The sequence below is a fragment of the Marinigracilibium pacificum genome (genome assembly GCF_012926615.1).
Taxonomy (GTDB): domain Bacteria; phylum Bacteroidota; class Bacteroidia; order Cytophagales; family Cyclobacteriaceae; genus Mangrovivirga; species Mangrovivirga pacifica.
This window is the reverse complement of the sequence record NZ_JABBNU010000001.1, coordinates 507,543-526,968: the sequence shown is the minus strand read 5'-3', so window position 1 is coordinate 526,968 and position 19,426 is coordinate 507,543. Positions and strand designations below refer to the sequence as shown.

Annotated in this window: 17 protein-coding genes; 1 reads left to right on the top strand and 16 read right to left on the bottom strand. The window is 34.8% G+C overall.

Annotated elements, in window-relative coordinates; all coding sequences use genetic code 11:
* Nucleotides 1-7: 7 nt before the first annotated feature.
* The 4 genes from HH304_RS02355 to HH304_RS02340 are packed head-to-tail and all read right to left on the bottom strand — an operon-like array spanning nt 8 to nt 7,977.
* Nucleotides 8-2,260, bottom strand: a complete 2,253-nt coding sequence (locus HH304_RS02355; RefSeq protein ID WP_169677832.1) for an exopolysaccharide transport family protein — start codon at nt 2,258-2,260, stop codon at nt 8-10.
* Nucleotides 2,261-2,300: 40 nt separating this feature from the next.
* Entirely contained in the window at nt 2,301-3,587 is a 1,287-nt protein-coding gene (locus tag HH304_RS02350; RefSeq protein WP_169677831.1) for a TolB-like translocation protein, read from the bottom strand.
* Complete coding sequence (locus HH304_RS02345; RefSeq protein WP_169677830.1) at nt 3,584-4,582, bottom strand: type IX secretion system membrane protein PorP/SprF; 999 nt, start codon at nt 4,580-4,582, stop codon at nt 3,584-3,586. Before HH304_RS02345 ends, HH304_RS02350 begins: the two co-directional genes overlap by 4 nt.
* Nucleotides 4,582-7,977, bottom strand: coding sequence for a putative Ig domain-containing protein (locus tag HH304_RS02340; RefSeq protein ID WP_169677829.1), 3,396 nt, complete (start codon nt 7,975-7,977; stop codon nt 4,582-4,584). The genes HH304_RS02345 and HH304_RS02340 overlap by 1 nt, the downstream gene beginning before the upstream one ends.
* Nucleotides 7,978-8,166: 189 nt before the next feature.
* On the opposite strand from HH304_RS02340, the gene HH304_RS02335 reads away from it, so the two are divergent.
* The gene (locus HH304_RS02335) at nt 8,167-9,360 is read left to right on the top strand and encodes a glycosyltransferase family 2 protein (RefSeq protein ID WP_169677828.1); all 1,194 of its coding nucleotides are present in this window, start codon (nt 8,167-8,169) and stop codon (nt 9,358-9,360) included.
* Here HH304_RS02335 and HH304_RS02330 read toward each other — a convergent pair.
* The 12 genes from HH304_RS02330 to HH304_RS02275 all read right to left on the bottom strand — a co-directional run bounded on the left by HH304_RS02330 (nt 9,357) and on the right by HH304_RS02275 (nt 19,417).
* Nucleotides 9,357-9,560 (bottom strand): hypothetical protein, encoded by a 204-nt coding sequence (locus tag HH304_RS02330; protein WP_169677827.1) that lies wholly within the window; start codon nt 9,558-9,560, stop codon nt 9,357-9,359. The genes HH304_RS02335 and HH304_RS02330 overlap by 4 nt on opposite strands.
* Nucleotides 9,561-9,607: 47 nt before the next feature.
* Complete coding sequence (locus HH304_RS02325; RefSeq protein ID WP_169677826.1) at nt 9,608-10,144, bottom strand: hypothetical protein; 537 nt, start codon at nt 10,142-10,144, stop codon at nt 9,608-9,610.
* A 42-nt stretch (nt 10,145-10,186) separates the two neighbouring features.
* Entirely contained in the window at nt 10,187-11,077 is an 891-nt protein-coding gene (locus tag HH304_RS02320; RefSeq protein ID WP_169677825.1) for a 5-oxoprolinase subunit C family protein, read from the bottom strand.
* Between the two features lie 14 nt (nt 11,078-11,091).
* Entirely contained in the window at nt 11,092-11,778 is a 687-nt protein-coding gene (gene pxpB, locus HH304_RS02315; protein WP_169677824.1) for a 5-oxoprolinase subunit PxpB, read from the bottom strand.
* On the bottom strand, nt 11,771-12,535 hold the full coding sequence (locus HH304_RS02310; protein WP_169677823.1) for a LamB/YcsF family protein: 765 nt from the start codon (nt 12,533-12,535) through the stop codon (nt 11,771-11,773). The genes pxpB and HH304_RS02310 overlap by 8 nt, the downstream gene beginning before the upstream one ends.
* Nucleotides 12,535-13,773, bottom strand: coding sequence for an Nramp family divalent metal transporter (locus tag HH304_RS02305; protein WP_169677822.1), 1,239 nt, complete (start codon nt 13,771-13,773; stop codon nt 12,535-12,537). Before HH304_RS02305 ends, HH304_RS02310 begins: the two co-directional genes overlap by 1 nt.
* 65 nt (nt 13,774-13,838) lie before the next feature.
* Nucleotides 13,839-14,267 (bottom strand): VOC family protein, encoded by a 429-nt coding sequence (locus tag HH304_RS02300; protein ID WP_169677821.1) that lies wholly within the window; start codon nt 14,265-14,267, stop codon nt 13,839-13,841.
* A gap of 4 nt (nt 14,268-14,271) precedes the next feature.
* Nucleotides 14,272-15,114, bottom strand: coding sequence for a hypothetical protein (locus HH304_RS02295; protein WP_169677820.1), 843 nt, complete (start codon nt 15,112-15,114; stop codon nt 14,272-14,274).
* A complete protein-coding gene (locus HH304_RS21375; RefSeq protein WP_169677819.1) occupies nt 15,115-16,248 on the bottom strand; it encodes a helix-turn-helix domain-containing protein in 1,134 nt (377 codons plus the stop codon). It abuts the gene before it with no gap.
* A 62-nt stretch (nt 16,249-16,310) separates the two neighbouring features.
* Nucleotides 16,311-17,390 carry an SO2930 family diheme c-type cytochrome gene (locus tag HH304_RS02285; RefSeq protein ID WP_169677818.1) on the bottom strand — a complete coding sequence of 360 codons (1,080 nt, stop codon included), beginning with the start codon at nt 17,388-17,390 and terminating at the stop codon, nt 16,311-16,313.
* The gene (locus HH304_RS02280; protein WP_169677817.1) at nt 17,369-18,649 is read right to left on the bottom strand and encodes a parallel beta-helix domain-containing protein; all 1,281 of its coding nucleotides are present in this window, start codon (nt 18,647-18,649) and stop codon (nt 17,369-17,371) included. Before HH304_RS02280 ends, HH304_RS02285 begins: the two co-directional genes overlap by 22 nt.
* Nucleotides 18,650-18,766: 117 nt before the next feature.
* On the bottom strand, nt 18,767-19,417 hold the full coding sequence (locus HH304_RS02275) for a FecR family protein (protein ID WP_169677816.1): 651 nt from the start codon (nt 19,415-19,417) through the stop codon (nt 18,767-18,769).
* Nucleotides 19,418-19,426: the final 9 nt, after the last annotated feature.

Sequence of the window (19,426 nt, the reverse complement as noted above, 5' to 3'; positions counted from 1 at the left end):
AGAGGTATTACATTCTAAGGTTTTCAGAATCAACTTTATTTAGAATTGCACCAATTAATTTCCCTTTTAATGATTTCAGATATTTGATTGAATTTTTATCAATTACCTTCAATACTGTATCAGCTGAGAATACAGGAATAACAGCATCTACATAAGACACTAACTCTTTAGAGTCAGGGAAATCATTTAGGGATGCCCCTTCCATTAAAATATAATCATATTGATGCCTGAATTCCTCAAGCATCTTATCAAAATTCTTACCACTAAATATCTCCGAAGGAGAATCTGTACCAGTTTTACACCCTATTACATCAATTAACTTGTGACTGGTTGTACGGATAATTGATTCGTTGTCATCCTCATTAAAGTCATCCTCAAAATTTGACTCTGTGAACGATGACTTACCAGAACCTCCATCTAGCAGTTTCAGGGAATCTCTAACTCGACTTTTCTGCTCTATTTGCTTATTATATGGAGTTACAATCAGAATATCTGTAAGAGAGTTATGCTTGAAGTTTGTATCAATAATTAGAATCCTTTTATTAATCAAGCTTAGAGAGTAAGCAAGGCATAATAAAGAAAATGTCTTCCCAGATCCTTGTCGAGTACTTGTAAACAAGATAGATTTTGGTCTTAATTGCTCAATCTCAAATCTAATCTTCCGTAGTTCTTGTTTAAATATATTTAAATCTTCCTTTTCAGAATCATTTGCAAATACATCTTGCAAATTCAATTTATCATTATCCTTAATTTGATTAATTGCTCCGGCAAGCTCTAAACCTGTTTGTCTTGCAAATTGAGCTGGAGTTTTAATTGAAAAGTCGAGGTACTCAACAAATACAATTCCGAAAACACATAAAACAAAGCTCAAAATCCCCGCAAAACCGGTTATAATAATAGTCTTCGTAGATTCCGGATCCGTTGCTGGCTGCCCCATCAAAACTTGCTTAATGGTACTTTCAGAGATCTTAGATCTATTTCTGGCATCATTAAGCTTTTCTTGTGCAGATAAGTATTCCTGCTGTGCAAGATCAACCTCTTGTTGCAACGCCCCAAGACGACCTTCAAGAGAGGCGTAATCCTTTACGTTATATTGTAGAGCAGCTATACTACTATTAATATTTAATAATGTTTCTCTCGCTACTCTTAATTGCAGCTGTATCTCATCTTTTGAGTCTTCAAGTTCTTGTAGACTAACTCTTTCTCCTCCCAAAGTAGGTCCGGAAGAAGACTGGCTCTGCAAAAGATCTCTTTCATCCCTGAGTTTCTTTAATGAATCCAGAAGAACCTGATCACCTGATTTAATATATTCCTTATTAACTTCATTGATCAAGTTTCTTAACTGTAGGATCCTTCCATAATTTCCTGTTCCAGATCCACCTGTGTTATATGTACTTATTTTTTGATTTACATTTTCTAATTGAAGATTGAGACTATATATCTCTCTTCTAACTTCCGAACGCTGGCTTTCAAGATCAGATAGCTTTGAAACATTACTTTCGCTTTGGACTTCAGTATCGATTACATTGTTTATAGCCTTAAAATTTTCCAGTTCCTTAATTTTTTCATCTAGCTGCTCCTTTTTTTGGACTGATAACTCTTCAAAAAACTGAATAGATTGACCACTTTGACTAACAACATTCATGTTTTGATTCCTGATAAACTCGCTTGCCAGTGTATTTACCACAAAAGCCGATAAGTATGGATCTTCTGAAAAATAGTTGATGCTGATGTAATCTGAATTACTAACCCTTCGTATTTCCAGTTCATCCATTAAACTTTTATAATCGTAGTGAAAGTCCTTAAGAATCTTAACAACCATTCTTTCATCTTCATTAAAAGTTGAAATGCTTTTTAATGAATCATATTTGTTTTTAGCAATATTCTTAGCGATTTCAAAATCGCCTTTGGTATACTTTAATTCACCATCGTGGTAGTTTTCTATATTGCGAAACGCATTAGGCTGATCTAGATCATGTAACAAAAGCTTTAAAGAAAGCATATTGATTATCTTTTCAGACCTTATTGTTTCTATCAGGTTTGTAAATTTGGATTCAATCTCAAACGGATTAAAATTACCATCATCTGATAGTGAAACACCTTCATCAGTTGTTATTCCTGTAGATAGCTGAGTAGTAGATTTATACATCTTCTCTGCCGAGCTAGCAACGAAATATGCAATGGTAGCCGCAATTAATGGTAAAAATACCAATAACCACCATTTACGCTTTAATGCTTTGTATATGAGAATGAAATCCATAACTATAAAAATGCAAATACCCGAAGATACAATCTACTAATTATTTTCTTAATAATATTTTCACAAACCCATTTTGATTTATAGAAGCTTCTGCCTCTGGCATAGCTGATTCTACTAATTCTGCATTTAGCACAACCCTTTCTGATGCCAACCCTTGCTTAATAAACTCATATCGAACCCTTTCAGCAAAAGAAACCACATTGTTAAATTCCATTTGGGTAATCCCTTCATAATAGGGTGTCGTAGCTTTTAATTCCACAAATAGATTTTCGTCATCATTAATAGTATTAACTATAAAATAAATCAATTCCGATGTTGGATCACTTATCAGCCCAGTATCAGTAACAAAAAATCTATCTGGAATATCTACTTCAAATAACGAATATAAAACTGAATCAGACAGAATTCTTTTTTGAAAAAATGTTAAATCTGAAGTAAATGGTTTTTCAAGGAAAGGAGCCCTATAAATATCAGCAAGAGTTCCTCCTCTATTACTTGTAAAAAATATCCTTTGATTTTTCTGATCTATATTCAGATATCCATCAAATTTTTCACTGTTTATGTTAGGTCCCAGGTTTATTGGCTTTGTCCATACCGACCAGCTACCATATAACCTTTTTGTCATAAATATATCAGCATCACCATACCCACCATGCCCATTAGAAGTAAAGTATAACGTCTCTTTATCCTCACTCAAAACCGGTGCAATTTCGAATCCTTTTGTGTTTATTGTTGGTCCAATGTTTTTAGGGATTGACCATTCTCCTGTTGCACTATCCTTTAAAGAAATGTAGATATCCTCATCGCCATAAGAATCAATTCCAGTCATAGAAATAAAAAGGACCTCATAATCTGAAGACATATTAAACCCTATATGCGCAGATAGATCAAGATCCGGTATTTTTATTGCTTCAGGTTGACTCCAGTTTTTACCATTAAATTTTGAGAATGCAATTCCTCCACTATTTTGATATGCATCGGTAAGATATACCACATCTCCTGTGGAGTTGATTCCAACTAGAACATTGTTGCCTTTATTATTCCACTTCGAAAAATTATTTGATGGCTTACTCCATACTCCATTATTTAAAAGTGCTGACATCCAAATGTCGGCTCCGGAATATAAACCACCAACATTTTCCTTACTGAAGATTCTCGAAAAATATAATTTATCATCTTCACTTGAGAAAAAAGGCGCCAATTCTTCAGCTTCAGAGTTAACAGAAGTAGGCAATAGTACAGAAGGACCAAAAACAACATTTTGACCAAATGCATCGAGAAAAAAAATATTTATCCCTAAAAACAAAAAAATTACTTCTTTAATCACTTATTATATCTTTTCGTCTCTTTTCTATTTCCAATAGCAAATAGCACAAAAACCTCATGATTTGAAGTTCCTAAACCTGACTTATCCTTATCCAATATTGAATAAGTATAATTAGCAGTAATAAATTTAGTAATATTTAACCCTATTGGAACATATACCAATGTTCTATTACCTCCACCAACACCAAAGTAACCCACTTCTTTATAAAATAATCGAACTTGCCCGGAAAATATATCTCCTAAACCTTCATGATGATAAAATGAAACCATCGGCGATAACTCAACATTACCCAAATTTCTGAAAAAATAAGCTGCATTAGCTGATATCATCGGCTGTGGCTCAAGATCTTTAATGGGTTCATCTCCTATCGGAGAACTAACTACATTACTTACACCTACACCAACAAAAAAATCTTCGCCCAATAACGCCGCACCTAGCCCCAAATTAAGATAGGATGAATTTGAACCAGATTGCAAAAGGCTTTGGTAAAATTGATCATTTACTTCATCTCTTAATTTATATTTTTCAGGGTTCATGTTTACCCCAAGATATTCCACTTGAACACCCCCTGAAATTTTAATTGACTCATTCAGAGGTATTTGCAAATTATAAGATGCGATAGCTTTATTGAAAAACAAACCAAACTCCTGAAACCCCTGAAATGCGACATTGATACCATGTCTGAGACCAACTCCACCTTTGTCAGCTAATTCTAATAAGGCATCCGGATCACTAACCCTTAGTTGTTGCGTTGACTCTTTTAGGTCACTGCCAAGATTAAATTCTATAGAAGCTGATATTAATTGTGGTGCTTCAGGAATCTTTGGGTAAAACATTTTATACCCTACCTGAACTTGAGTAAAATCTTCAAGAGCTACTAAAGCAGGATTAAAAAGCCCCATAGTACGCTGATCTTGACTATAAAACGGTATGTTTTGACCTACTAAAGGAGCAGATATCCAAATAAATAATATGTAGTATATCAGTGATTTCATTATTTCAATATTGTTACAGAGCCTTTTTGTTTTCTTCCTCTACCCAGATCGATCACATAATAATAAGTTCCGGATAAAAGCTCACTACCTTCAAAACTACCATCCCATTCGTCCTGGTAACCATCTGAAAAGAATACCATTTGGCCTTCTACATCAAATACTCTTACAATAACTTCATCAAAAAATTCAGTATTTAATATACTCCAGGTATCATTTACTCCATCGCCATTTGGAGTGAATGCATCGACTATATCTAATCGTACACTTGCGTTTTCAAATGTCATTATTCTTGAATACACATCACTAAGATTTACACCATCGCTTACTACAAATCCTATTCCTCTTGGAAACGGTCTGGGACTAGATTCTCCAGCATACCCAAATGACAAAGTGTTCATAACATCTTCATAAACAGATTTAGGAGCACTACCTTCTATTCTTAATTTACCATTAATTTCATCATAGTTAGCTGTTAATATAGTTCCATCCACATTAGCTGTCAGATAATCATCGTTTTCAAAAGAAGTAAGGAAATATGCTTCCAAAAAGGCCATATTTTCACTATCATCATCGACTATCTCACCAAATTCGATAATTGGCTGTAAATCTTCGAATTCATTATAAAAGAAATCAAAATCATTAAAATTAAGGACGACAGGTTTATCGTTAACCGGGATTACATTAATTCTCCACCAAGTTGCATTAACGGCTGTTTCAGCTCCATCTGAAACTCTAAGTCGAATTGAATCAGACCCAATAAAATCAGTGTTTGGCACATAAATAAATTTATCTAACTGATCAGCTGCAACAATTTGTCCACCCTGAACAGGATTTTCATCAATAAATAATTGCCCATTAGAAGGTATTGCAACAACCCTTACAGTTGCCAAAGGATCATTATCGGGGTCACTATAATATTGATCAAAAACATCACTGTTTAAGTATAATGTATCATCTTCATCCACCTGAAAAGTTGCACTACTTAAAATTGGATTATCAGGATCATCTTGAACAACAATAGAAAAACTTTGTGTGTCACTTAACCCTTCTGCATCTGTAACCTTAATAGAAACCTGATGTGATCCAACATCATTTTGCTGCGGTGTTCCCGACAATGTAGCCCGTCCATTTCCATTATTAGTTAGAGTAATCCATGTAGGCTTTGATACTGTAGTTATTGTCAACTGATCGTTAGGATCCGGATCAGTCGCAATTATATTATATACATACTGTAACCCTTCCTGAACTTGAGTTACAGGGCTACTAATAATCTCAGGAGGGTCATTAACCAATTCAAATGAAATGAAATATGACTGAGTGGCAGTTGCTCCTACTTTATCAGTAGCTCTAATCACCACATCATTGTCAGACACATCATTACCAGAAGGGGTTCCTCTTAAAGTTCCTGTTCCATTACCCGTTTGAGTAAAGGTTAGCCAAGATGGTTTTGTAGGAACAGACAAGGTAACGTTATCACCATTATCCGGGTCCTCTGCTACAATATTATAAACATATTCCACATTTTCCTGAGCTTCGGTGATTGCTCCCGAGGTAAATACAGGTGTCTTATTTACTTCTCTAACATTAATGTTAAAAGATTTAGTAGAACTCCCTAATCCATCATTTACTTCAACTGTAATTGCATATACACCAGGCCCTTGTTGTTCACTTGGAGTCCATCGAAATTCCCCGGTTGTTTCATTTATTGAAGCTCCCGATGGCGGATTTCCTTGTAAATAAAATTTTAAAGTGTTTTGTGGCAGATCTGAATCAGATGCAGTTACAGTAAATGACAAGAGCTCCTCCTCATTAATATTTCGATCAACTAAGGTTCCTATTACTGGTAAACTATTAACTTCATTAACATTAATTCGAACATCAATTTCACTCGGTAACTGGCCATCTGAAACGCTAAACCTGACATTATAAACTGAAGGCCCTTGATTTTCTGATGGTGTCCAGGTAAATCTTCCAGTATTAGAATCAAGACTCATTCCGGATGCCGCACCACTTACAATAGCATATTTTAAACTATTCACCGGAATATCAGGATCTGTAGCAGTCAATGTAAATTCAAGTAAAGCAAGTTCATTCACGGTTTTTTCACCTGGGTCACTAATTAATGGCGCTCTGTTAGTTTCTAATACCTTAATTTTAAATTTCTCTTCATCTGACCCTCGAGGACTTCCATCATCTCTGACCCTAACAGTTACTTCATAATCACCAGGACCTTGAATTTCTGAAGGAACCCATGAAATCAATCCGGTATTTTCATCAATAGTCATTCCATCAGGAAACATACCCTTAAAATCATAGGATAATACCTGATTCTCACCATCTTCAATATCTTCGTCTGTGGCAATAACCTGATAAGTCCACAATTGAGACTCATTTATCTGTTGATCTTCAATCTTTTCAATCTCAGGATCTTCGTTTTTCTCTAATATATTAAACTGAACAACAATAGAATTTTGTCCGCCATAACTATCGGTAACAACAAACGTGATATTATAGACTCCAGGCCCTTCTGCTTCTGAAGGTGTCCAATTAAAAACTCCGGAAGCCGGATCAATAGATGCAAAGGAAGAAGTTAAACCTGAAAAGCTATATGTTAGATTTTGTTGTGGTAAATCCGAGTCAAGAGCATTTAGATCAATTGAGATTAAACTCAATTCTATAAAATCACCTCCTGTAACAGGATCTAATACGGGGTTAATATTATCTTCTTCTATGGAAACAGTTACTTCCTCCTGATCTTCGCCACCATGATTATCAGTAACTACTATAAAAAATGTATAAGTCATCGGCCCTTGTTCCTCAGTTGGAACCCAATCAAATTCCCCAGTCAGAGGATCTATTGAAGCTCCTGAAGGCACATCACCAGACAAGGAATATGTTAATTGATTAGCAGGAAGGTCTGAATCTGTTGCTGAGGCTGTAAATGAAATCGATGATAATTCATTATATGAAGAAGATAATGTTGGTAAAGTTAACTGCGGAGCTTGATTACTTTCTGAAACTGATAACACAAAAGACTCTGACGAAAGGTACATATCAGTATCTACAACAATTAAATCAATATAGTAACTCAAACCACCCTGATCTTCACCGGGAACCCAGGAAAGTGTCAATGTATTTTTATCAAATACAGCTCCCTGTGGTAAACCAATAAAACTTATATCCAAATCATCAATATCATCAACATCATCCTCGATATCAAAAATATATGAATATGAATCTCCTTCGGCGATCATTTGATCATCGACAGGTTGTATATCTGCTCCATAAAAAAGCGGATTATACATGCTATTTCCATCGGTTGACTTATCTATTGAATTCCCAAACAATAAGGTGGCCAGCAGGAATAATTTACCAGTTAAAAAAAATCTTTTCATAGTTCATGATCTTACATGAAATTCAATCGAATGTTTATGTAAAGTAGGCCCGTTAGAAATTCAAAGATAATATTAATTCTAATTATATTATAATTTTATATTGCTTTATTATTATTATGTTGGTACTTTTATCTCTTATCTTTTGGGAGCTTCCCGTAAACCTTACATTATTTTAGGATGATTTTTTTAATGAAACTGCTCTTTTGGATTGCACTTTTCATAGTTGTTTACACTTTCGTTGGATATGGTGTGGTACTATTTGTGTTGACAAGATTAAAACGTCTCTTTTCAGGCAAAAGACAGGAAGTCAATATAATGGACAAAGCTGATTGGCCAGATATAACAGTATTAATTGCTGCCTACAACGAAAAAGATGATATCCTTGAAAAATTGGATAATACATTAGGGTTAGATTACCCAAAAAATAAACTCCATATTCTTTTTGTTACAGACGGATCTGATGATGGAACGCCTGAAATTCTTCAGTCTAGAGCAACCGAACAAATAATAATTGAGCACAGTCCGGAACGAAAAGGGAAAATTGCTGCTGTAGATAGAGTAATGTCTATTGTTCAAACTCCTATCGTTATTTATACAGATGCTAATACTTTTCTTAATAAAGATGCACTCAAAAATATGGTAAGGCATTTTGATGATGAAAATGTAGGTGCAGTAGCAGGAGAAAAAAGAATTGAACAGAATGATAGTGATCATGCCGCTGGTGCTGGCGAAGGCTTTTATTGGAAATATGAATCTCTTTTGAAAAAATGGGATGATGAGCTGGTCTCTGTTGTTGGTGCAGCTGGTGAATTATTTGCAATACGAACAAATCTATATAAACCAGTATCTCCTGATACCATAATTGAAGATTTTGTGATGACGGTTGGAATTTCATTAGCTGGAAACAGAGTAGCATATGAACCAAATGCCTACGCTACCGAAAGAAGTTCAGCAAATACAAAAGAAGAAAAGAAAAGAAAAGTAAGAATTGCTGCAGGAGGGATACAAGCAATAAGCCGAATGCCTGGCGCGTTTAATTTCTTTAAACACTTTTGGCTATCATTTGCATTTATCTCCCACCGAGTATTAAGATGGACTATAACACCTTTTGCATTGATCTTTGTGTTTTTTGCCAACCTCTATTTATGGTTTAATACTGATTCAACAATATATAGCCTATTAATGTACGGACAATTTGCTTTCTATCTATTAGCCTTAGTGGGCTGGGTATTTGAAAGCAGACAGATGAGAATTAAGATCTTTTTTGTACCCTATTATTTTTGTATGATGAACATTTCTGTTATCCAAGGAATCTTCAGACACTTAAAAGGATCTCAGTCTGTTGTTTGGGAAAGAGCTAAAAGAGCAGAAAAAGCAGTTTAATGGTCATACCATTGTTGATCAAATGTCTTTTTTACTTTGCATGGAGCTTTTAGGACAACAATAACCATATATATAATTCCTATATGGAGTAATAAAAAGACCAGATAAACAATTGGAAACGGAACATTAAATGCAATTAATCCTAAATAAAAGATCACTAACCCTGTGACACTACCAACTACATTATACATATACTTCATACTTATTTAACAAAATATGAAGAGTTATTGTTATTGCGATTTAACTATTACAGAGAAGATTCGAGTCCGATATTAATTAATAGAAGTAAACCGCCTCCAATAGTTTGACCAACCTTAGCTGCCCGTAACCTACTATTTTGATCTTCAAAATGCTTATGGGCTAACGAAACAAAAGAGGTGTCATATTTTTTATATTCTTGTTCGTCTTTCATAAAAGCCTCAAAGTCTTTAACCCTTAATACGGGAAGACTGAATTGCTCCGTTGTTTTTGTATTATCAAATTTACTACTTGTAAGGTGCTCTGGCATCCCACCAATTGCTACACCACAATTATTCCAGGCTTCATATTGAATAACAGATCTCGTAGTTGCAGATCTCGATTGAATGGTTTCAACATGAATATAACCTATTGTATCTGCCTCAAAAGGTATATTTTCATTTTGATTAAACACATAAACCAAATTAGGCTTTATAATGCATTTTTCATTATTAATAGGTTCATATGATGTAAAAACAAGGTCATTACTTACCGAGCATGACATCATCAGTGTGCAAAAAGATAGGGTAAATAGAAATCGAAACATGGTTTTGGTAATTTGGTGATAATATTATCTCAAATATTATGCCTAAATCGTTTCTTCCCCAGGCTCTAATTTTATAATAAACTGATCACCAGGTTTGAGTTGTGCACAAAGATCAAGGTCATTATCAACCACATTTGCAAAGCGAAGATACCCTCCAGTTGTTTGTGCATCAGCCAATAGTAATATCGGTATTCCTGTTTCTGTAATTTGAATTGTTCCTGGAACTACTCCGGATGAAATCATATTCTTTATTTCCCCAGGATTAAAATGAGCTTTTAGCCTAAGCCCCATCCTATTTGATTCATTAGAAACCTCATGTTCCATTTTAAAAAAATCATGAACCTGTTTTTTCTTAAACAAATGAAACTCCGGGCCGGGAGTTACATGAATTTCTATAGGGAATTTATATACCAAATTCTGCTTAATATTAGATTCATTTATTTTTAAGCGATCTGTATGACAAATCCTTAATAATGTGTCCTGTTTAATGATTGCCCAAGGAGTTACGATAGGTGCTATCAATGGAGCTGCAGAACTACTCCCCAGCCATTTCGGAATATCGAGCTTTCCTCCGAAAGCCAAATAAGCTCTACATCCGTATTTAACTTTCCCAATTTTTACGATATCTCCTGCTTTAAGGCTATTAATTTTTGCCATTTCAGCAGGCTCACCATTTATTAAAAACTCAGTTTCCGGTCCAGTCAAAACAATGTTTATTTCTCCCACCACAACGACAAACTCAGGCCCAATTAATGTAATTTCAATTAATGGGCTATCAATTTCCTTACCCAGAATTTTGTTTGCTAAATGAGCTGATCTTCTATCAAGAAACCCTCCTATTGGCACTCCGAATTTACGAAACCCCTCTCTTCCTCCATCCTGGATGGTTGAATACATTCCCCCTTTAGAAAATTTCAGACAACAATCACTCATTTTTATTCGCCCTTTTAAGAGTTAACACCATATTCAAACTCCTCTCTGGAAATGGGGACAAATTTTACTTTATCGCCACCATGAAATGGAAACTGATCTTTATGTGTAAGTTGTAAAGTCTGAACGGGAGTTCGCCCAATAATCTGCCACCCTCCAGGCGATTCAAACGGATAAATCCCTGTTTGAGAACCTGCCAACCCAACAGAACCGGTCATAACCTTTGTAGCCGGCACTTCCTTCCTTTTACATTTTAATTCTGATGGTAATTTCCCCAAATAAACAAACCCAGGTAAAAACCCTGTCATTAAAATAGTATATTCAACTGAGGTATGTAAATCAATAATTTCCTTTTGAGTCAACCCTGTTTGTTTAAGTACTTCCTTAATATCCGGAGCAAATTCTTCATCATAACAAACAGGTACTGAATGGACAACTACTGAATTCATCTCTTTTTCAATGGCATCAATGTTATTTTTAGCTAAAGCCTTTATAAATTCAGACAGAACAAAGTATGATATTTGGTTAGGATCAAACCCAACAGTAAGTGATGCAAAAGCAGGAATAAAAAATTTTATTCCATTCACATTTTTCTCTTTGATTAAGGTTTCAAGTAAGTAAACCTTCTTATTAGTTTTCAAGTCGATTTGTTGTCTGAACTCTACAACTAGTGCACTATTTCCTAACTGCTTAATTTTAAGCATGACTAAATGGTCTTACATTAACATCATTATTCTGAAATGATTCTTTCACATGAATCAAGATTTCTTTTGCAGCTGGATTATCTCCATGTATACAAAGTGTATCACATTCTATTTGGATAACCTCTTTATCCTGTATATCAACTTTACCATTCAACACGATTTCAAGAGCTTGTTTCGCAGCAATTTCCGGGTTTGTATGAACCGCCCCCGAAACATTTCTTGATAACAATTTACCTCCTTTATCATATGCCCGGTCGATAAATGCTTCAGAAATAAATTTTATATTTAATTCCTCTGCAATTTCCTGCATTTGACTTCCATACAGTCCAACCAGAATTAAAGAAGAATCGAGTTCTAACATAGCTTTACCAATTGTCCAAGCAATATTTCTATCAGATGCAGCAGCATTATACAAAGCACCATGTGGCTTTACATGTTTCAGTTTTGCCCCCAAACTATTACACATACCTGCAAGAGCAGAAATTTGATATTTTACTATTGCTTTTAGCTCCTCGGAATCAATTATCATTTTTCTCCTACCAAATCCTGATAAGTCAGGATAAGATGGGTGTGCTCCTATAGCTAATCCAAATTCCTTTGCTCTCAAAATTGTGTTTTCGATTGTTAGAGGGTCTCCACCATGAAAACCACATGCAACATTACAAGAAGAAATAAATGGCATTAACTCTAGGTCATTCCCTATTTTGAAATTGCCATAACTTTCACCCATGTCACAGTTTATATCGATACTTTTCATTATTGCAATTGTTGAAATACTCCGGATAATGAATTATAACCTAAATACAGAGAAATCAAAAACACTAGTCCTCCTAAAAGATTAGACCAAATGCCATTTTTAAAATCCCCTAAAATCTTACTACTATTCATAACCCAGAGTAAAAATCCTACAACTATAGGTAACAACAATCCATTTGCTGCTTGGGCAAAAAGGATCAAGCCTATTGAATCTATTCCTGAAATTGATAGCAGACAACCTATCACAAATACCATAATCCAAATTAGCCTGAACCTGGAAGAACGATTGTCATTGGGGAAATTGAAAATTTCACTGCCTGTATATGCTGCTGCCAATGGCGCGGTTACTGCAGAGGATAATCCAGCAAAAAAAAGTCCCAACCCTATGAAAGTTGATGAATATGATCCCAATAATGGCTCTAACTGAAGCCCAAGATCAATTGAAGACTTATCTAACAACTGATGCCCGGAAGCCTCATAAGCTACAGATGAAGTAATCACAATGGCAAAAGTTATAAGTCCACCGATCAATATCGATATCAGAGAATCCTTTCTTGCAGCAGAAAGATCCTCAGCGTTTTGCCATTTATTTTTTGATGAATTAGCATGTAAAAAGATGTTGTAAGGAACTACTGTTGTACCAATTAAGCCAACTACTATAGCCGTCGAACCTTCTTTAGCCTCTGGCATAAACATTCCTTTTAGTACTTGACCCCAATCCGGAGAAATAAAAATTGCAGTAGAAATAAATATTAGCCCCATCAACCCGACAAAAACTGTCATTACTTTTTCGATATATGAAATTCTACCAAAAAAGAGAAAGGAAAAGCCTATTACAACAGCCAATAAAAAGAAAAAATTTATTGTTAAACCTCCAATAGAGAAATTCCATGTACTAAACCCGATTGTGGCTCCTCTAAGGTTTCCGCCTTCATAGGCAGTATTCCCAACAATAATTGCTGAAAATATTAATGCTGAAGCAAGAACCTTGATAATCTTTCCACCTGATTTTTTTCTTATGGCTTGCCCTACGCCCAACTTGCCTACAATTCCTAGTCGGATAGCCATCTCCTGAACAGTTAAGGTTGCTATGATTGAAAAAACCAACGCCCACAAAAGAGTATATCCAAATGAGGCTCCGGCTACAGAAGCTGTAGTAACAGTACCAGGCCCAATAAAGGCTGCTGCAACTAAAGCTCCAGGTCCTGATCTCTTAAACCATTCTGATAAATAAGACATATCTATCCATAAATTAGAGAAAAGAACTATGAATAGAAAGGTCTGAGACTTATTTAACTATTTAGTTATTTAGCAAAAAGCTTAGATGGGTCCTTAAAAGCTTTAAACTCCAGTGCATTTCCTGCAGGATCATAAAAAAACATAGTAGCTTGTTCACCAGGCTTACCTTCAAACCGGATATAAGGTTCGATAACAAACTTAATATCATGAGATTTCAGTTTTGAAACCAGATTATGCCAATCATCCCATTCTAAGATAACCCCAAAATGAGGGACTGGAACATCATGACCATCTACTGAGTTTGAATGGTCGGTTTTTTCAGAGGTCGTTGGTGGCTTGTAATGTATAACTAGTTGATGACCAAAAAAATCAAAATCCACCCAATGCTCGTCACTTCGACCTTCATTACATCCCAATATTTCACCATAAAATTTCCTGTTCTTTTCTACATTATCTACAGGAATTGCCAAATGAAAAGGTGTCAATTTACTCATATGTTTATGTCGTTTTAAATAAATACCAGCCATCACCGAGGTCTTTGATCATAATAAATTCAGAAGGACTCATGATTGGAATATCAGTTTGACTTTTAACATACAAATATCCGACCGAATTACCTTCATTTCCACCTATAACGAAGAACATGCATGTTTCACAAAGATACCCACCGATAGTTAGGGAACTTATCCTCAATTTTGTTAAGTCTTTCCTGTATTGATCAGAAATATCCCTGGTTTTATCAACTGAATAAGAATTACTTCCAAAGCCACTAACAACAGAATCCCTAATCATCATAAATGAACTCTTATTTTCTTGGAAATACCTTTTTAAAACTTCATCAGAAGAAAGAATTAATTTACTGTTATCAATGTCAAAGTAAATATCATCAATTGTAATTTTATCTTGTTCACTCTTATTCAAATTAGCCTCTGTTACTAAACTATCTAACTGAGAATCATTTAACCCTTCGACCTGATCCAGAAATTCATAGTAAACTCCGGTTCCAGCCAGGGTTCTGAAAGCTTCCATCTTCCAGTAATCATCATACCTAAAATGTAAATAGGCATCAATCAGGAATTTCCCAGTGGAATCAGTCAAGTTCATTACCACAACAGCTGTTAATTCATTTTGATTCAAAAGTTCAAATTGTTTAACTACCCCTTTTGCAAGGTGAGTACCATTAGGCTTCCCTTTATATTCTCCATAAGTATATCTATCAATCCCATACACTCTATCCTCTCCAAAAATCTCCTTAGCTAAATCCAAAGGTGTATTTCTCTGAGCGCTTAGATCAATAAAAAGGCCAGCCAAAAACAGAGTGATTAAAAATACTTTTTTCATTTAGGATGGTTTTTGATTTTTGAATTCGCGGGGAGTCATTCCTGTATATTTCTTGAAGATTGCATTAAAACTGGATTTTGAATTAAACCCGGACTCAAGAGCTATCCCTAATATTGTTAAATGAGAATGGTTAGAATCATTAATTTTTCGTTTTACCTCCTCTACTCTGGCAGTATTGATAAAATCATAAAAGCTTGTATTCATTTTTTGATTCAATATTGTTGATAGCTTCTTACTGTGGATTCCTACCATTTCTGAAAGGCTGTCTAAAGTTAAATTTGGATCAAGGTAAGGCTTTTCTGTAACCATTATTTCTTCAAGCTTTTCAATCTCAACCTTTGCGTCATCTCTTTCCTCCTCAATTTCTTCAGTATTATCATTAACTGTGGTATTGATCTGCTCTAAAGGCCTTAAGATTGGGAAATGAGTCATTGTTAATTTCCTCAAGCCAAAATAATGAATGATTATGCCAATATAAATAAACACAAAATAATACGCTGACTGAGGCAAGGTAAACCCATAAATGATTAAATCAATTAGAGTCATAAAAAGAATCAGTAACCATCCCAGAAATAAAGCTATTAGCAGATTTATGAGCCATTGTAAGGTGATGTACTCAATATTTGAGTAATAATCTGTGATTGCTTTTTGATACCGGATTACTTTTTTCAAGCTTAGAATGCCATAAACTACTAAAGAAATCAACCCAAGTCCTTGTTCACAAAGTTGAAAAAATGATATAATACTTTGGTGAACTACGGAGTTACTAATCCAGGTATTGATAAAGATTACAATCTGGATAATGAGAAAAATTAATCCCGGTAATAAGTGAAGAAATAAGTTTTTCCCTGGAATTATTTTCTTACCTAATGTGGTCTTCACATAAAAATAAAGAAAAGGCCCCATCAAGAGGAAACAGGAAACTGGCAATATCAAAGCATGTCCCCATTCATTTTCTTTATATAAATCAATTATTAAATGTTTTCCTATCGAAAGAGATAAACTAAAAATAAGGCATGATAGAAATATTGTATTCATGTCTCCTTTTTTACGAAGAGAAAGCAATACAACTCCCAGGATTATCCCCTGGAACACTCCAAAAAAGATAAGTAAATTAAATAAGTTAAAATACACGGGTCATGCCTTTTGGTTATAAAGATAACAACCAAAATAGAAAAAGAAACGGACTAACCTTATTAGTCCATTTCTTTTATCCAGGCCTTAATCAATTCAACTCCTTCCTGGTGAATTAATGATCGGCCAAGCTCCGGCATCATAATTTCTGGCTTATCAGAATTCATTCTGAACAATACTATTGATTGCTCAGGTTTCCCTTTAACAATGTCATATAAAAGATTACCTGATGCCTTTCCTGCAGCAACAGGTTTTTTATCAATACCAAGTTTATGCGGATCCTTTTCAGTTAGAGTCAGATTTAATCCGGATGTTTTTGCCGAACCCCCAGGATTATGACAATGACCACAATTAATATCCAGATAGGCTCTTGCTCGCTCGCTTATTGAATATTCTGGGCTATCCCATTTTGCAATAACCGAAACATGCTCAAGACTTGGCATATCCTTTAAATTTCCATTTGATGCAAAGGCCACCAGTTGATTAACTTTTTCGCCCTTAATATTTACAATTTTATTTAGCTGTGCAGCAGTCGGACCAATAGGAGTTAAAACTTCATTTTTATTATGGCAATTTTGGCATTGATTAAGATCAGGAATCGAATACTTAATATCTAATTTCTTCCCTTCAGGTGAATAAAAACTAACTTGCTTTTTAGCTCCTACAATTTCAAGATATGCATCAGTCTGATCATTCTTCCAGATATATGTTAAAGGCTTCCAGTCATCCTCATTTCTAATCAAAAGCCTTGTTTCAATAATCTTATTGCCTTTGCTATTTAATTCTTCATAATAAAAATTTTTAATCAGAACTGTCCCTACAGGAAAATTCAATACATCATTTGAAACAAAATGCATTGAACTTCCTTCAGGGAGATAAATAAACCGCCTCTTTATAGCATAGTCAGAAAACAGTGGCGTGTTTATTTCATAAGAATATACATTCTCAGCAGGAATCAGCTCTTTTAAATCCCCACTAAAGAATCCATATTCAGACAACCAGGCATTACCCAACCCATACGTCTCTATTAGTTCAGGTTCAGGACTGAAATCCTCGGTTTTGGATCTATCGACAGCTTTCTTATCAGAACAGCCCCAAAAAAGAAAAATAGAGGTTAATATTATAGCAACGAAGTTTCGCATTGATACGAATTTATATCTTCATGAATTCCTTCAAAATCATTTTCTGCATCCAGATATAGAAATTTCACTTTCTCATTTTCATCCAGGCAAATTTTATAAAGATCATTGACCTGCCCATTATCAGCCAGATAGTTATCAGGTAAAATACCATCAATTACAATGTCAGGAGTTTTAAATCCTTTTTTGAAAAGCAATAATTTCCCGATATCTGAATTTAAATCCGGGATCCACTTATCATTATCATAATTATTGTTGTGTAAATAGATTCTGCCAGGATAAGGATCATAATTAACATCACTTGCATAATCCGAATTGAATGAAGCTACCCCTGCAGGTAAATCAGCATCTTCTGGCTTTTCACTATCCATCTCATCCATGGCCTTTATTAGTTCATAGCTTACTATCGAAATTCCGGCAGTTTTGTGATCAGTAATTGAATTGTTATAAACTTCAACATTACTTGTCGCCAGGATAATCATTCCGGTTCCAGCAGGCACGTATCCTACTATTGCTCCTGGTACACTAAAATTATTTCTATTGTTTGAGTAGACATTGTTATCATAAACTTTGATGTTTCGACCATATCTACTTAAGCCTGGTAGGTTAAAAACAAGTATTCCTCCAGTGTTATCATAAACCTCATTTCCGTAGATTTCAACATTATCAGAGTTTTCACTTTCAATGCCAGCGACATTTTGATAAACCTTATTATTTCTGATGACAACATTCTCAGATTGCCCTACGTACAACCCCGCATCACTAGAGCCCATTGATTCGCACTCTTCAATCAAAACACCACTACACATAACAGGGTAGAATCCATAAGCTCCATTATCTTCATCTATGGCACCTGTCCAGGCTACTTTCATTCTTCTGAATGCAATATTTTTGGTATCCATTACCTTGATATTATCCCCTGCAGCATCTTCAACAGTAAAGTCTTCAAGAGTAATATTTTCACAATTGGTAATTCTCAACCCTTCTGCACCATCAGTCTGGCCTTTAAAACTTAGTATGGTTTTATCAATACCTTTACCTTTGATTGTGATATGCTTTTTCCCCTCCATACTTAAGCTCTTATCAAAAAGAAAATGGCCTTCTGGCAGCTCTATTACTGAGCTATCTTTTGCAAGAATAAATTTCGCTGTAAGGTCTTTTTGTATATCACTATAACTTCTCTCCGGATCATAACTGGTGTCGGTTGAACACCCCCAAATAAAAATTAGGGTAGCAAAAAGTATCGAATAAGGTTTTTTCATAGTTAAGATTTTATTTCAACTTAACCCTATTTTATTTCTGAAACGTCTGAACTCTGGAATTCGGACATCAAAAAGAGCAAAAAAAAAGCGGCTTGAAAATTCAAACCGCTTAATCTATTAAAATTTTACTTTTACTTTCCCTTTATTACCTTTTCCCTTGTGGCCATTTCCTTTTCCACCGTGGCTTTTAATATGAACTTTACCACCTTTCCCTGACTTAAACTTTATAGAGTTGTTTCCTCTACCATTATTTCCTTTAATCCACTTTCTATGTCCCTTGCCAGGGTGAAATCCTTTAATCTTTAGGTCAACAACAAGTAAATCTAACCATGAGTTGTGTCTATGCTTAGCTCTAGAAATTGTTATCCCTTTATTTCCCGGGTGGAAAAAACCATGCTGCCCAGCTCTTAGTTTATGCTTATGTCCGTGACTATGTAAATGAACAATTCCGGTAACAACTTCTACATTAATATCCGTTTTTATTGAAACGACATTAAAAGATGTACCCTCAACTTCAACTTCACCATTTTCAGTTACCACTTTAAATCTAGTGTCGCCAGGAACAACATCAAAAAATGCTTCACCTTCAAGGTTGACAATTCTTTCTTCAAAGTCTTCATCATAGCTGATTTTACTATTGTGATTCAAATAAACTACTGAACTATCAGGAAGGGTTACAGCCTCAAAATTATCACCTGTTTCTACTGTTTCATCTCCACATGAAACTAAAAAAATCAAAAATGGTATTAGTATAAAAAATCTTTTCATAGAGCTGAA